The following is a 16,125-nucleotide window of genomic DNA, read 5'->3' as shown; positions in this document are numbered from 1 at the left end:
GGGGATCCTTTATGAAAGAAATCAAAAAGTTACTAAAATTTATAAAACCATATACCGTTTTTGCTATTTTAGGACCGCTACTTATGTGTATGGAAGTGGCGATGGATCTTTTACAGCCGACATTTATGCAGAAGATGATTGATGTCGGGATTGCCAATCAAGATAATGGCTATGTTATTAAGCTGGGACTTATTACGTTAGTAAGTGCCTTTATTGGTTTAATCGGGGGAGCTGGGAGTTCCGTTTATGCCGCGAAAGCAGCTGTTCATTTTTCAACTGACATCCGCCGAGCGGTGTTTAAAAAGACTGAGCGGTTTTCAAATCAAAATACGGATGCGTTTGGGACAGGGAAATTAATGACGATTTTAACGAATGATATCTCTACCATGCAACAAGCGGTAATTATGACATTGCGTATTTTTGTCAGAGGTCCTTTGCTTTTTATCGGTTCCATTGTCATTGTTTGGTTCACAGCACGTGAACTTTTTCCAATTTTACTTGTCTCCATTCCGATTCTGGTTGCCCTTATTTATTTTTTCTCCGTGAAATCTGGAAAACTTTTTACTAAGGTGCAAAAAGCGATGGACCAAGTGAACACAAAGCTTCAGGAGATGTTAGCCGGTATTCGAGTGATTAAAGCCTTTGATCGACATGAGTATGAGAAGGGCCGTTTTAAGACGGTGAATGATTTGCTGACAAAGCGCAATATGACAGCAGAGCAGCTTATCCTCACATTAATGCCGATGATGATGTTGGTTGTGAATATGGGCATCATTGCCGGACTTTGGCTCGGTGTGATCAAAATGAATGAAGGGATTCTTCAAGTGGGAGTCATTTTGGCCTTTATTAATTACTTAAACATTATGATGAACGGATTAATGAGCAGCAGTCATGTGTTAATGCAAATTGCTCGTTCTTTTCCTTCTGCAGAGCGAATTGTTCAGGTGTTGGATACAGAAATTGATATTACTGAAAGTGCTCATTCAGTTGCCGGGCATATGATCGAGGGAGATATAGAATTCCGAGACGTCTTCTTTAGCTATAGTAAAAATGGCGAGTATGTGCTGAAAAATATTTCGTTTACTGCAAAGGCTGGAGAAACCATTGGGATTATTGGAGCAACCGGGAGTGGAAAGTCGACCCTTGTTAAGCTCATTCCTCGTCTATATGATCCTGATTCAGGGGAGATTCTAATCGATGGGATCAATGTGAAGGATCTGCCGCTAGAAACACTTCGTTCAGCCATTGGGTTTGTTCCACAAAAGGCGATGCTATTTTCTGGTACGATTAAGGAAAATTTCCAGTTTGGAAAAGAGGATGTAACAGAGGAAGACATGGATGTTGCAGCACAATCGGCGGCCGCCAGTGAATTTATTGATCGATTGGATGGAAAATATGAACACTTGTTGATGCAAGGTGCAACCAATTTATCAGGCGGGCAAAAACAACGGTTATCGATGGCTCGTGCGTTTATTCGGGACCCGAAGATGGTGGTTCTTGATGATTCGACATCTGCCATTGATGCGTTATCAGAATTTGCCGTACAAGAGGCACTAGGGAGGAATTTTTCTGCTACAACGGTATTGATCATCGCATCTAAAATTTCCTCCATTATTGATGCAGATCAAATTCTTGTCATGGAAGATGGCACCATTGAAGCAAATGGGACACATGACGAGTTATTATTAAAAAGTGATGTGTATCGTAATATTTATTACTCTCAAAGTGGGAAGGAGGTCAAGTCTGGATGAGCAAACCAGCTCCTAATATGATGGGACGTGCGCGTGGACCACGGGGATTTAGTGGACCAGTTGTTAAGGCAAAGGATCCAGTTGGAACGATTAAACGAATTTGGCGTTATATGGAGAGGCAAAAAGTGGCATTAATCGCATCGATCATTTTCGTGATTGTCACTACCTTACTAGGACTACTTGCCCCGTATATGATTGGTGTGATCGTTGATGACTATATCATACCAAAAGATATCAGTGGCACATTACGATTATTAGCCATACTTGCGCTCGTTTATTTTGCGACAACCGTGTTTACGTGGTTGCAAAATTTTATGATGGTACGTGTTTCGTTGGAAACGATTCGAAAAATGCGCCAAGATTTGTTTAATAAGTTTCAAACATTGTCGCTAGGTTTTTTTGATAAGCGGCAGCATGGTGATTTGATGAGTAGGGTCACGAATGATATCGATCAATTGAATAATGCGTTAAGTCAAAGTGTGATCCAAATTTTTTCCTCTGTTTTAATGGTAATAGGCGTAGGGATCGCGATGTTTTCCTTGAACAGGGTACTTGCGATTGTCACGCTTCTCGTCATTCCGTTAATGATCTTTACTACGAAGAAATTGATCTCGTACAGTAGTAGTTATTTTATCAAAAGACAAACAGATTTAGGTGAATTAAATGGTTTTATCGAAGAATCGATTTCTGGCAATCAAGTGATTACGCTTTTTGGCAAGGAAGAAAAAATCGATCAACAATTTTCAGAAGTCAATGAACGTCTGCGTCATTCCGCCATGGCGGCTGATACGGTTTCTGGCTTTCTCGGTCCTGTCAATAATTTTATTAACAATTTAGGACTTGGATTTGTGATCGCGATTGGTGCGGTCATGACAGTGAATGAGTTGGCTACGGTCGGAATCATTGCGGCTTTTGTGACATACTCTCGCCAATTCTTTCGACCAATTAACCAGTTGTCGAATCTATTGAACACCTTCCAGTCGGCGATTGCAGGCGCAGAGCGGGTGTTTGAGGTGATGGATGAGACACCAGATTTAGTAGATAAGCAAGAAGCGATTGTCGTAGATTCATTTAGAGGAGATGTGGAGTTTTCCCATGTTCACTTTGGGTATGATGAAGGGCAGCCGATTTTAAAAGACATTGATTTTCAAGTGAAGGCAGGAGAGAAAATTGCTCTTGTTGGTCCGACAGGTTCTGGAAAGACGACAATTATCAATCTATTAATGCGATTTTATGATGTGACAGGTGGACAGTTGCGAATAGATGGTCGAGACATTCGCGATTATCAATTAAGTGGATTGCGAAGGAGAATCGGAATTGTGCTGCAAGACACTTTCCTTTTTTCGGGAACGATTATGGAAAACATTCGGTATGGACGTTTGGAAGCCACGGATGAAGATGTCATTTCGGCAGCCAAAATGGCCTCAGCCCATCACTATATTAAACATTTGCCTGAAAGCTATCATACACAGATTACCTCTGGTGGTTCTAATTTAAGTCAGGGGCAACGTCAGTTACTTGCAATTGCAAGAGCGATCTTAGCCGACTCTGATATCCTAATATTAGACGAAGCCACATCCAGCATCGACACCAATACAGAAATTGAAATTCAAAAAGGCATCAACCGCCTAACCGAAGGACGAACAAGCTTTGTCATCGCCCATCGCCTAAAAACAATTGAAAACGCCGACCGTATCTTCGTCATCCACCAAGGCGCAATCATCGAATCCGGCTCACACCAAGAACTCCTAAAAAACAACGGATTCTACCATCGAATGTATGAAAGCCAATTTAATCGGGGCCAGTCCCCCCGCGTGCTAAAGCATTAACGTGGTGGGGGACAGTCCCTATAGTGTAAGGAGAATAATAATGCTAAAATATACGCTTTGTTTTATAAGAAAGGGAGATAATCTGTTAATGCTGAACAGAAGGAAAAGTCCAAATATGGGTTTGTGGAATGGAGTTGGTGGAAAAATAGAGAAAAATGAGAACCCTACTGAAGGAATATTGAGGGAAGCTTGGGAAGAAACGGGTATTTCCCTTTCAAAAGTCATACATGCGGGAAATGTGACATGGGAAAGTGATAAGGGAAACTCGGGAATGTACCTGTTTCTGGCCGACTTCCCTGCAACAGAAGAGATCCAAACACCGCTTAGCACTGATGAGGGCATTCTTGAATGGAAAGAGATTGATTGGATCTTACATCCCAACAACCGGGGTGTGGTAGACAATATTCCAATCTATCTACCTAAAATTCTAGATGGACAAATGGAGCGGGAGTATAGATTTATTTATAAAGATGGAGTTATGGTAAGCTTTGGGGCCAGTCCCCTCATGTGTTAAAGTATTAACGTGGTGGGGGTCAGGCCCTTTCACTTGAATCTACTTTAGGAGAATTAGCAATGAAGGTCAAATATCCTTTACAAGATACCATACTGATAGATCTTTTAAAGACGGAATATCATTTGTCGGCTGTGAATATTCACTTTATTCCTATGGGTGATTCTGCTTATTCGTACAAAGTGACTTGTCGCAATGATCATCACTATTATCTCAAGCTTTTCGACCATGAGAATGATCGACAGGTGGATAGTTTAAGTAATTTATACCGTGTTTTGCCACTGTTATGGCGAATTTATTCTCAAGGTGCGCTAACAAATATTTCATTGCCAATAGAGAATATTCATCATGATTATAAAACGGCATTTGCGGATTTTTCTGTTATACTCTTTCATTATATTGAGGGAAAGATATTAGCAGATGCATATCCTCTCTCAAATACAATTTTATATAATGTTGGTAAAATAATGGCTACAATCCATCAAACAAACATTGAACACTCTCCGCTTTTAAAAGATAACTTTGATTTATCGTTTGAAATGAACCTTAGGGCATGTATCGATGTGCTAGAAGAGAACTTACCCTATAACGACCTTGAAATCGTCGTAAGAAAGAAGGAGTATATATTTTCTCTTCTGACAAAACTCCATCAGCTGCGACCAAAATATTTACAGAGCATCAATTCGTTTTTTGCCATGGAGACTTATGGGGAGGAAATCTTATTCAAAAAGGAACAGATATCCATGTGATCGATTGGGAATCAGCCATATTGGCCCCCCGGGAGTACGATTTATTTAATTATATGGTGAGAGATTTGAGATTCTATTCTCTTCCTATCAAAAAAATATCCCCACACCAGTAGAGCTAGATCCTGATTTACTAAGGATGTATACATACAGACACCATCTTCGTAACCTAACAAATTGGTTAATGAATATTATATATAGAAACAAAAACGAAAAGCAGAATTTGAATGATATAGAAATGATTTTACACCATTGTTTAAATCGGTTAGACGATGGGGACACGATGGGGACAGGCCCCCAATGTGTTAAAGCATTAACGTGACGGGGGACAGTCCCCAAAAATAAAGGAGGAACATTAGGTGAATAAGAATGATATTGGCAATATACGGAAGCAATTTAAGTTGGATAATGATTTGTTAAAAGTGCAGGATATTTTTAATGTTTACATAAGGAAAGAGAGTAGTGAGATTTATCATCAGGAGAGTCAGCCGTTTCCGATGTTGGAGCGGGAGCAGCAGGAGTTGTTTATGGCGAATTTTAAGAAGGTGCTGACGGGGAAGATGGATCAAAAGTTGTTTGAGGTGAGGTTCCAAGAGCAAGCAGAAGATCATACTCAGGTAATTCTTTACGAGGCACTTGATATAGATGGCGAGGAATGGGAAGAACAAATGCTTAAGATCGTGTCCAAGATGTTTAAGGATGTTGAGTATGAAAAGGACATGGTCGTAACCTTTATTCGCGGGGAGTATTATAAACCAACGAAGAAAAGTAATGACGAGGCGGAAATCAGCGATCGTGATGAGGTTTATTTACATCCTTTTATTCTTTGCAGTATGAATCAAACGGATCAACCAAAAAAATCTCTTGTTTTTGATTATATTGAAAAAGAGTTTAAGGCTAGTGTTGCTGTGGACTCCATCATTAACTTGAAATCCCCAGTCGCTGGGTTTTTATTTCCGAGCTTTACTGAAAACTCGGCAGATGTTAACCACATCCTGTATTCAGCTGGGAAGAAACTTGATTATCATTTTATTGAAAATGTCCTAAATGGGGAAGAGATCATGACAGCAGAGGATGACAAGGCAGTTTTTGAGGAAATTGTGAAGGAAGTCGTCGGTGAAGAAGTCGATACGAGTACACTCTCCAATGTATATGAGGAAATTAATCGGATCATTAATGAAGACGAAGAGGATGAAGCACCTAAGTTGGATTATAAAGATGTGGAACGTGTTTTGAAGGTGAGCGGAGTAGAAGACGTCGATACAGATAAGGTGGAAATGGCTTTTCAAAAAGTGATCGATGACGAGAAATACGAGGTGAAAGCAAGTAGCATTGTTCCGAACTACACGTCTAAATCTATTAAAATCCAAACAAAAGTAGCCAATATTGCCATCAGCCCTCAGGATATAAAATATGTAAAACAAGTGAATCATAATGGCAAACGTTGCTTATTAATTGAAGTGGATGAAGATACGATGGTCGACGGCTTTAAAATTATACCAGAAGCATCCTTGAGTTATTGAGGGCCTGTCCCCCAGCGCGTTAAAGCGTTGGGGGACAGGCCCCAGTCTTTATCCTTCATCCACAACTTCTTTCAAAATTTCATAGGAGCGTTTTTGTTTTTCTGGATCAAAAATATAGGATATGGCCATTATTTCATCAACATGGTATTGATCTTGAAATTGTTTTATTTGTGCTCGAATTCTTGTTTTGCTTCCCATGAAAGTGAAGCTACTCATGTTCGATGCAATTGCTTTTTCTTGCTCATTCCACAGTGCATCCATGTTCTCGACGGGAGGGGTTAGTTTTATAGAGGTGCCCCTCACAACATTTAGGAAAAATTGTTGCATGGTGGTGGATTCTCGTTCTGCTTCTTCGTCTGTTTCCGCAGCGATCACATTGAGACATACCGTCATATAGGGCTGATCAAGATACTCGGAAGGCTGAAATTCACTCCGGTAAATGTCGATTGCATCTGCCATCCACCTTGGTGCAAAGTGAGAGGCAAATACATAAGGCAATCCTAATCTTGCTGCTAAATGAGCAGAATCTGGGGAAGAGCCAAGAATGTATATTGGAATATTCGTCCCGACGCCAGGATAGGCTTTTACCGACCCTTGCTCTTCCTCTGGCCCAAAATAAGTGAGTAATGATTTGACATCCTCAGGGAACGTGTAGACGGTATCGCTTTTTGAGCGTCTTAATGCATTTGCTGTAACCATGTCTGTTCCCGGCGCACGTCCAAGCCCTAAATCCAAACGTCCGGGATAGATGGTGCCCATTGTCCCAAATTGTTCCGCCACAACTAGTGGCGCATGATTTGGCAGCATAACACCGCCAGACCCAACACGAATTTTCTCCGTATGTTCTAATGTATGTTTGATTAAAATCGATGTTGCAGAACTCACTAGTGTCGCAGTATTATGATGCTCTGCAATCCAATAACGTGTATACCCCATTTTCTCCGTAGCTTGTGCTAAATCCACCATGGAATCAATTGCTTCCTTCGACTCTTGGCCTTGTCTGATTGGCACAAGGTTTAAAACAGAAATTGGAATTTGTATATTTGACATTGTCCATTTTCCTTTCCTGTTAAAGTTGGGCTTGGCCCTTATCCCAACTATCATAACAGGAATACATGGAAAAACACATTGAAATGCTTTGTGCCCCGAAGAAAACTTCGGCAATGTAGCCTCTACCAAACCAACTTGTAGTAAAAAGTTCCAAGGGCTTTTGCATGAGGATGTACTCATAAAGGATCCAACTATGTTATAATCTTCTATATGAATATTTTAATCTATAAAAGATTTAGACATACTATAATCAAATGAATATTGATACAGGAAAGGTAAGTCCCTAGATTGTGTCATGGTTTGCTGGGACGCGCTTACATCTTTTCTGCAAATCTCAAGGTATAAGGATATGGTAAAAATGAGTAACAGACAAACGAAAACGGACGTTATCCTAATCGGTGCCGGAGTTATGAGTGCAACTTTAGGAACTCTTTTGAAGGAATTAGCACCAGACTGGGAGATTAAGGTTTTTGAGAAGCTTACGAAGCCAGGGGAAGAAAGTTCTAACGAATGGAATAATGCAGGTACAGGACATTCTGCACTGTGTGAACTTAATTATACCGTTGAAAAACCGGATGGTTCACTCGATATTAGTAAAGCGATTAAAGTGAACGAACAATTCCAACTATCGAGACAGTTTTGGTCTTATTTGGTTAATCGTAATCTAATTCGCCATCCGCAAGACTTTATCATGCCATTGCCCCATATGAGTTATGTATATGGAGAAGAAAATGTAAAGTTTCTGAAAAAACGTTTTGAAGCCCTTTCCAACAATCCTTTATTCGAAGGAATGGAGTTTTCCGATGATCCGGAAAAACTAGCCGAATGGGCACCCCTTATGTTGAAGGATCGCACTTTGGATGAGCCTATAGCAGCGACAAAGATTGATTCTGGAACAGATGTTAATTTTGGCTCTCTAACACGTATGTTGTTTGATCATTTACAAAACCAAGAGGTCGAGATCCATTACAAACATAGTGTAGATAACATCAAACGTATGGATGATGGATGCTGGGAATTGAAAGTGAAAAATCTTGACAGTGGCACGGTTGAACGTCATATAGCAAAATTCGTCTTTATTGGCGGTGGAGGCGGCAGTCTACATTTACTGCAAAAATCTGGTATTCCTGAAGGAAAGCATATTGGTGGCTTCCCAGTAAGTGGGTTGTTCATGGTGTGTAATAAACCTGAGATTGCTGAGCAACATCATGCAAAGGTATATGGAAAAGCCTCGGTTGGAGCTCCACCTATGTCAGTTCCACATCTGGACACAAGGTATATTGATAATAAAAAATCGTTATTATTTGGACCGTTCGCTGGCTTTTCACCAAAGTTTCTTAAAACAGGATCGGTATTTGATTTAATTACCTCGGTGAAGCCGCACAATGTTTTAACGATGTTGGCGGCAGGAGCTAAAGAGCTATCCTTGACAAAATATTTGATTCAACAACTGATGTTATCGAAGGAACAACGTATGGAAGAATTACGAGCGTTTATTCCAAACGCCAAGAGTGAGGATTGGGATCTAGTTGTCGCTGGTCAGCGTGTGCAAGTGATTAAAGACACGGTTACTGGAGGAAAAGGGACATTACAATTTGGCACTGAAGTAGTAAGTGCTGCAGATGGCTCAATTGCAGCATTGCTTGGTGCATCTCCAGGGGCTTCGACAGCTGTTCACGTTATGCTTGATATCATAAACAGATGTTTTCCGGACCAACTAAAAGAGTGGGAACCGAAAATAAAGCAAATGATTCCATCGTATGGTATATCATTGGTAGAAAACCCAGAGCTTTTCCAAAAAATTCACGCTTCCACAGCACAGGTCCTAGGCCTAAGTGAAGGCTCAACAAATCCAGATCATCCTGAAACTGGAGAAACGAGAGTATTAGAGAAGGCTTAAAAAAATACACCAGGGGGACTGTCCCCTGGTGTATTAACGCGTTAACTCGGTAGGGGACAGTCCCCAGATTGGGTAATCTTTAATCCTTGTTTCAATGTATTCCCAATTGTACATGCTTTTTCAGCGGATTTGATTAGTTTATTTTTATAGGCCTCAGGGAGGTGGTCTGGAAGTGATACTTGAACGATACATTCTTCGAAGCGTGATGGGCGATCAGCCGCTTTTATGGTTTTGACTTCAACGGAGAATGGATCATTTTCGTCTAGTTCTATTCCATCCCGTTCTAGCATTCTTTGAATGACAATTGTTGTACATAGTCCTAGAGAGGATTCTAGTAATTCCTTCGGGTTTAAGCCAGTTGAACCTGCTGTAAAGCTGGCTTCTACTTGATAACCTGCTTCATTATAAATACCAAAAGTGCCATTTTTTCTTTGTACGATGGCCATATATTATTCCTCCTTATAAGATACGGATAGTCCGAAAGGTATAAAAAACTTATCCACCTTTAATACAAATGGCATGAAACGTAATGTCCACTTACTATTTCTTTGCGTTCAGGCACAACATTCTTACATACTTCTGTTGCGAAAGGACATCTTGTATGGAACATACAGCCTGATGGTGGATTTAGAGGTGATGGGATATCTCCCTTCAAAACAATGCGTTCTCGTTTATCTTCATCCATATTTGGTCGAGGGACGGCCGAAAATAGAGCTTTTGTATATGGATGAAGCGGTTCTGCAAATAACTGGTCTGTAGAGGCTTCTTCGACGATTTTCCCCAAATACATTACACCAATTCGATCAGAGATATGTCGTACGACACTAATATCATGAGTAATGAATAAATAAGTCAAATCAAATTCATCTTGAAGCTCTTCTAAGAGATTAAGGACTTGAGACTGAATGGACACATCCAAGGCTGATACCGGTTCATCACAAATGATCACTTTTGGATTCAAGATGAGCGCTCTTGCCAAACCAAGCCGTTGTCTTTGTCCACCAGAAAATTCATGGGGATATCGATAATAGTAATCAGCCCCTAAGCCGACCTTGTTTAACATCTCTAATGCCCGCTCTCTTCGTTCCTTTTTGTCTCCGATGGCATGAATGTTAAGGGGCTCTTCTAAGATTTGCCCAACGTTTTTTCTTGGATTTAATGATGAATAAGGGTCTTGAAAGACCATTTGTAAATCTTTTCGAGCCCTTCGCAGATCCTGCCTAGACATTTGCACAAGATCTTGATTTTGGTAGAGTACTTTGCCGGCAGTTGGTTCCATTAAACGGAGAATCGTACGACCAGTTGTACTTTTTCCACAGCCTGATTCCCCGACAAGTCCCAATGTTTCGCCATTGTATATATCAAAGGAGACGTCGTTCACTGCTTTTACTTGCCCTTTAATACCACCTAATCGACCGAATTGTCCAGTAACAGGAAAATATTTTTTTAGATGTTGGACTTGGAGGATTGGCTCTTGTTTATTTGCTTGTAGAGACATAATCATCCTCCTCTCTTTCCGCAATTTCTTTGTAATGCCAGCATCTGACCTTTTGAGTTTCACTATGATCTTCTAGTTCAGGTGCCTTTTCCCGGCAAAGATCTGTGGCAAACGGACAGCGTGAAGCAAAGCGGCAGCCTTTTGGAACATTCTCTAAGGAAGGAACAGATCCTTTAATGACATGCAGCTTTTGGGTCCGATCACCATCTATCTTTGGAATAGACTTCATTAGGCTTTTCGTATAGGGATGTAATGGTTTGGTGAATAGATTTTTTGTATCTGTTTCTTCCACAACCTGACCAAGATACATGACAATCACGCGGGTGCATATCTCAGCTACAACCCCAAGATCATGGGTAATGAACATAACACCCATCTGTAATGTTTTATTTAACTCAATAATTAAATCTAAAATTTGTGCCTGAATGGTAACATCAAGGGCTGTCGTTGGCTCATCAGCAATTAATAGCTTTGGTTGACAAGCAAGAGCCATCGCAATCATGGCGCGTTGTTGCATTCCTCCAGATAATTGATGAGGATAATCATTTACTCGTTTTTCAGGTGCTGGAATCCCTGTCAGACGTAGCATGTCAATGGCCTTCTTTGTTGCTTCCTTTTTTGAAACCTTTTGATGTAATAAAATTGCTTCTCTTATTTGATCACCGATTGTATAGACAGGATTAAGAGAGCTAAGGGGGTCTTGAAAAATCATCGAGATCTCATTTCCACGAATCGCCCCCATCTTAGCATTTGACAATTCTAATAGATTTTTTCCATGAAGCCGAACTTCCCCTTCATGTTCAGTTGTATTCTTTTCATCAAAAAGTCGCATAATCGACTGGGACATCACACTTTTCCCACAACCTGATTCACCGACAACACCTAGAATCTCTCCTTCATTGACTTGGAAGCTGATTCCATCGACAGCTGTTACACGTCCACGTGAAGTGTTAAAGTGAGTTTTTAAATCTTTTACTTCAAGAAGTGGTTGATTGTTCATTTGTGTCCCTCCTTTATCGTTCAGTCAACTATTGATAGTTGTAAAATTCTAGATCTGCAGGCAACTTCTTTGGGATGTACCACGGATTGCCACAGCTTCTATTTAACGCTTATTTTTTCCTGCTGTATGTGGGTCTATAAAGTCTCGTAAGCCATCACCTAAAAGGTTAAGGCCCAATACGGATACAACAATGATAAGTCCAGGATAAACAACCATCCACCATGCTTTAAAAATCACTAATTTCCCTGCATATAGGATATTTCCCCAACTAGGATCTGGAGCGGGAATCCCAGCACCAAGGAAACTAAGAGCTGCCTCTGAAATGATGGCTTCGGCAAACACAAAGGTAGCCTGGACAATTAATGGTGATATAGTATTAGGTGCTATATGCCCCCAAATGATGCGCAAGTTGCTAGCTCCTTGTGCCTTCATGGCCTCGATATACGTTTGCTCACGGACGACTAACGCGGAAGAACGAACGATACGGGCAATACTTGGGGTGAAAACGATACTCAAAGCGATAATGACGTTGGTGGCTGATGGCCCTAATGCTGCCATTAAAGCAATCGCAAGTAAAATACCCGGAATGGACATGAGTGCATCGCAAATCCGCATTAAGATATGATCTAATGCATTATAAAAACTAGCATACAGTCCAATCACCATACCAAGGAATGCTGAAATTAGTGTTACGGCTAAACCAATTCCCATAGAAACCCGTGCTCCATACACAATCCTTGTTAGCAGATCCCTTCCAAATTCATCTGTCCCTAATAAATGCGCGGAACTAGGTGCTTTTAATCGCTCTGTTACAACCATGGCATATGGGTCATAGGACATGAGAAAGGGGCCAATGAAGGCAAATACAATAAGAAAAATAAAAATGATAGCGCCAAGAACCATTAATTTATTGGAAAAAAATCTTTTCACGGTCAATGATCGTTGTTGTTTTTTTAGACTAGACTTGATTTGTTGGAATTCATTTTCCTTTTGAATTGCAGCCATATGCTATCTCCTTTCTATTTTCGTTCCAACCTAACGCGAGGATCAATAATCCCATACAATAAGTCTACAATTAAGTTGATCATGACATATATAAAGGTAACAAATAGAACAACGCCCTGTATGACAGCGAAATCTCTTCGTTCAATTGAGTTAATAATTAACTGTCCCAGACCGGGAATATTAAAAATTGTTTCAACTACTACTGCACCAGTTACAAGTGTACCAAAGGATTGTCCAATCACTGTCAGGATGGGAAGGAATGCGTTACGAAGTGCATGTTTTACAATCACTTTTCGTTCCTTTGCACCTTTCGAACGGGCTGTTTTAATATAGTTCATATTTAAAACTTCCAGCATAGAAGAGCGTGTCATTCTTGCGACAAGTGCTGCTTGAATCGCCCCTAAAGAAATCGCCGGTAAAATTAAGTATCTAAAATGCTCACAAATTCCTAAGCTTAACGGTTGATAACCAGCGATTGGTAACCAATTTAATTTTACACCGACAAACAACATTAATAATAAACTAAGTAGGAAACTAGGAACGGCCATTCCTAATAAAGAGACCACCATAAGTGAATGATCTGCCAATGATCCACGACGATAAGCTGCATAAATACCGATCGGAATCGCTAAAATCAATGCAACAATTTCAGCTAATATGGCAAGAGACAATGTTGGAGCCAAATGACTGAAAATGGCTTGTGTGACGGGCTCATCCATGAAATAAGACCTTCCCAAGTCACCCTGAAAGATCCCTTTTATCCAAGTAAAATACTGATTATAAATTGGGAGGTTAAACCCCATTTGTTCATTCAATTCTTCAATCTGTTCCTCCGTTGCTTCCATTCCTAGGATAACGGAGGCCGGATCCCCTGGTGTCAGATGGACAATTAAAAAGATTGCAATTGAGACAATAAATAATACAGGTATTAAGGATAAAATCCGTTTTACAATATAGCCTACCAAGGAGACCCCTCCTTTTTGGATTCATAATAATTCATATCGTATCATGCTTGGCTTTTAAAAAGAACTGACATTTTTTGAACTGTCCAGCTCCAGGCGCCATCGGCTCGAGGCTCGCAGGAGCGAGTCCGTCGGCGTTGCGACGTACAGGAGGTACTAGTGCAGACGAAGCGACAGGACGTCGCGTTTGAGTCTGCCGCCAGGACGGCGCGAACTTAGCCGATGTTCTGCATAAATAGCCTGAACCAATGAAAGGCAAAAAGCGCCTTTCTTTGGTTCAGAACATTTGCTTGTCGCCGATAGGCGGGCGCCTTGCGCTTTTCTTATAAGGTAAGAAAGTATAAATTTTGGCTAATGCTTGATCCAGCTCCAGCGCCCAGCGACTAGCAAACTTTCGGTGCCTTCCTACGATAAGTCAACATCAGCTCGCCTTATCAGGCTCACTGTGTTTCCTTTATCTCGTCAGGCCCCTAAAAAGTTTGTATGTCGCTAAACGGGCGCTTGCGCTTTTCTTAAAAAAACAGGGAAACCTCCATCGTTATCATAACAATGGAGGATTTGATCTTATCAAATCAGTGGGGAATGGAAAAACTCCTACTGATTGAAGTTTCACTTTTATTCCGCAATTTTCGTATTCCAAATGATTGGATAATCTAAGATTGTAAATCCTTCAAGTTTATCTGTTGTTGCTAACAAGCTATTGTAGTGACCAATTACTGTGGACGGAAGATATTCATATAAGTAGCCTTGTAGTTCATCCCAATGCTGGCTTGCTTCTTCGTCTGTTTTGGCTTCGCGAATCTTCGAGACTAAATCTGTTATCTTCGAATCATCTACTCCTGCCCAATCTTTTGTTAATGCTAGTAATTGTGGTGGAGTGAGAGGATAACCATTACTTGTAATAAAAATATCCCATTGTGAAGGATCATTTTTCTTTTCTAAGAATGTTGGAAAGTCGAAGTTCTCTACTTTTACTTTCATTCCTAATTGTCGTAACTGTTCTTGAACGACAAGTGTTGCTGAGTACATTTCATTATAATCGCTGGTTGTTAGTAAGGTAATTTCTTCACCATCATAACCAGCTTCTTTCAATAAGTCTTTTGCCTTCTCGACATCGCCTTGATTATAGTTATCTTGCCCAGCTTCTGTTTCCCACTGTGTTTGATCAGGGTTCATATAAGCTGGATTTAAAGAATACAAGTCTTCGTTCGCAAATGCACCTAACATTATTTCATCCATTTCTAATCCAGTTTGAATCGCTTGGCGCATTTTTACATCGGCTAAGCTTCCTTCATTCGTGTTATAGAAAAGTGTTAATGTTCCACCTTTAAAATCTTGAACTTCAATATTATTTGCTGATTGTAATTGCTCATAGTTTTCAATAGGAATGCTATTAGCGAGATCATATTCGCCTGTTTGAATTCCAGCAATTCTCGTTGAATGGTCAGTTACAAAGTGATAGTATACATCTTTGATAAAAGCTTCTTTCTTTCCTGCAACTCCACTAGCTTCCTCATCAACAGCCTGATAATCGTCATATTTGGTTACATGGATATATTGATCTTGCTTCCATTCTTCAAACTTATATGGACCAGTTCCAATATATTCCTTCACACCTTCTGCATCAGCAGAATCAATTATTTCTTTTGGCATAATGGCTGGAAATTGAGCTTGTGAAGCCATCATGATCAGTACATCAGAGTAATTTTTTGGTAAAGTTAATACAGCGGTGTACGTATCTTCTGCTTCGAATTTTGCATCCTTTAAAAGTTCTTTTGCCTTCGGTGATTTTTCCAACCAACGATTCATGGATGCTACCACATCTTCAGATGTCATTTCATCATCGTTGTGGAATTTAATTCCCTCTCTTAAATGAAAGGTGTATGTTTTACCGTCATCACTTGTATCAATCGATTCAGCTAGCATTGGAACAGGCTCATAATTTTCATCTAACGTCACCAATGTTTCAAAGATATTTCGTGAAATATCTAATGACGCTTGTGAGACCGTTATCGCTGCATCGAGAGTTGGTGGTTGAGCTGTAATGGCAATATCTATTTTATCCGCATAGTTTTTCTGACCTTCTGCAGATTCTCCACCCTTATTAGAGTCGTCTGCATTACTACTACACCCAACAGCCAGTAAAGCTGTAAGCATAATGTAGCATAGAAAGTGTAGGTGTTTAAATTTCATCCAGTAAATCCTCCCTCGTAAACATAACATAAAAAAAAGCATGTTAATTCATACTTTTTTGATTGGTTTTATTAACATAGTAATATTACCCTATCTTTCTATTAAAGTCAACAAGGGGGACAGTCCCCCATTGCGTTAATACTTTAACACATTGGGG

At 40.2% G+C, this 16,125-nt stretch carries 14 protein-coding genes; 7 read left to right on the top strand and 7 right to left on the bottom strand.

Annotated elements, in window-relative coordinates; all coding sequences use genetic code 11:
- The first annotated feature begins 11 nt into the window (after positions 1 to 11).
- From IPU53_RS02690 to IPU53_RS02670, 6 genes are all read left to right on the top strand, one after another.
- On the top strand, positions 12 to 1,751 hold the full coding sequence (locus IPU53_RS02690) for an ABC transporter ATP-binding protein (RefSeq protein ID WP_207447316.1): 1,740 nt from the start codon (positions 12 to 14) through the stop codon (positions 1,749 to 1,751).
- Positions 1,748 to 3,580 (top strand): ABC transporter ATP-binding protein, encoded by a 1,833-nt coding sequence (locus tag IPU53_RS02685; RefSeq protein ID WP_207447314.1) that lies wholly within the window; start codon positions 1,748 to 1,750, stop codon positions 3,578 to 3,580. The genes IPU53_RS02690 and IPU53_RS02685 overlap by 4 nt, the downstream gene beginning before the upstream one ends.
- A 40-nt stretch (positions 3,581 to 3,620) precedes the next feature.
- Complete coding sequence (locus IPU53_RS02680) at positions 3,621 to 4,094, top strand: NUDIX hydrolase (RefSeq protein ID WP_207447306.1); 474 nt, start codon at positions 3,621 to 3,623, stop codon at positions 4,092 to 4,094.
- Between the two features lie 59 nt (positions 4,095 to 4,153).
- Positions 4,154 to 4,840, top strand: a complete 687-nt coding sequence (locus IPU53_RS24780) for a hypothetical protein (protein WP_242698016.1) — start codon at positions 4,154 to 4,156, stop codon at positions 4,838 to 4,840.
- Positions 4,756 to 4,953 carry a phosphotransferase family protein gene (locus IPU53_RS25550; RefSeq protein WP_396019889.1) on the top strand — a complete coding sequence of 66 codons (198 nt, stop codon included), beginning with the start codon at positions 4,756 to 4,758 and terminating at the stop codon, positions 4,951 to 4,953. Before IPU53_RS24780 ends, IPU53_RS25550 begins: the two co-directional genes overlap by 85 nt.
- Positions 4,954 to 5,196: 243 nt before the next feature.
- Complete coding sequence (locus tag IPU53_RS02670) at positions 5,197 to 6,360, top strand: DUF4317 domain-containing protein (protein WP_207447304.1); 1,164 nt, start codon at positions 5,197 to 5,199, stop codon at positions 6,358 to 6,360.
- A gap of 48 nt (positions 6,361 to 6,408) precedes the next feature.
- Here IPU53_RS02670 and IPU53_RS02665 read toward each other — a convergent pair whose 3' ends face one another.
- Complete coding sequence (locus tag IPU53_RS02665) at positions 6,409 to 7,410, bottom strand: LLM class flavin-dependent oxidoreductase (RefSeq protein WP_207447302.1); 1,002 nt, start codon at positions 7,408 to 7,410, stop codon at positions 6,409 to 6,411.
- Positions 7,411 to 7,705: 295 nt separating this feature from the next.
- On the opposite strand from IPU53_RS02665, the gene IPU53_RS02660 reads away from it, so the two are divergent.
- Positions 7,706 to 9,310 (top strand): malate:quinone oxidoreductase, encoded by a 1,605-nt coding sequence (locus tag IPU53_RS02660; RefSeq protein ID WP_207447300.1) that lies wholly within the window; start codon positions 7,706 to 7,708, stop codon positions 9,308 to 9,310.
- A gap of 41 nt (positions 9,311 to 9,351) precedes the next feature.
- On the opposite strand, the gene IPU53_RS02655 is transcribed toward IPU53_RS02660, so the two are convergent.
- The 6 genes from IPU53_RS02655 to IPU53_RS02630 all read right to left on the bottom strand — a co-directional run bounded on the left by IPU53_RS02655 (position 9,352) and on the right by IPU53_RS02630 (position 15,968).
- Positions 9,352 to 9,756 carry an OsmC family protein gene (locus tag IPU53_RS02655; protein ID WP_207447298.1) on the bottom strand — a complete coding sequence of 135 codons (405 nt, stop codon included), beginning with the start codon at positions 9,754 to 9,756 and terminating at the stop codon, positions 9,352 to 9,354.
- Positions 9,757 to 9,815: 59 nt separating this feature from the next.
- A complete protein-coding gene (locus IPU53_RS02650; protein ID WP_207447296.1) occupies positions 9,816 to 10,808 on the bottom strand; it encodes an ABC transporter ATP-binding protein in 993 nt (330 codons plus the stop codon).
- On the bottom strand, positions 10,789 to 11,808 hold the full coding sequence (locus IPU53_RS02645; RefSeq protein WP_207447294.1) for an ABC transporter ATP-binding protein: 1,020 nt from the start codon (positions 11,806 to 11,808) through the stop codon (positions 10,789 to 10,791). The genes IPU53_RS02650 and IPU53_RS02645 overlap by 20 nt, the downstream gene beginning before the upstream one ends.
- A 102-nt stretch (positions 11,809 to 11,910) precedes the next feature.
- Entirely contained in the window at positions 11,911 to 12,813 is a 903-nt protein-coding gene (locus IPU53_RS02640) for an ABC transporter permease (RefSeq protein ID WP_207447291.1), read from the bottom strand.
- 14 nt (positions 12,814 to 12,827) lie between these two features.
- The gene (locus IPU53_RS02635; protein ID WP_207447289.1) at positions 12,828 to 13,778 is read right to left on the bottom strand and encodes an ABC transporter permease; all 951 of its coding nucleotides are present in this window, start codon (positions 13,776 to 13,778) and stop codon (positions 12,828 to 12,830) included.
- Positions 13,779 to 14,390: 612 nt separating this feature from the next.
- On the bottom strand, positions 14,391 to 15,968 hold the full coding sequence (locus tag IPU53_RS02630) for an ABC transporter substrate-binding protein (RefSeq protein WP_207447280.1): 1,578 nt from the start codon (positions 15,966 to 15,968) through the stop codon (positions 14,391 to 14,393).
- Positions 15,969 to 16,125: the final 157 nt, after the last annotated feature.

Origin of the sequence: Bacillus sp. SD088, assembly GCF_017355205.1 — a bacterium.
Taxonomy (GTDB): domain Bacteria; phylum Bacillota; class Bacilli; order Bacillales; family Bacillaceae_C; genus Lederbergia.
The sequence above is the reverse complement of the archived record's forward strand: the minus strand, read 5'-3'. Positions and strand labels throughout refer to the sequence as shown.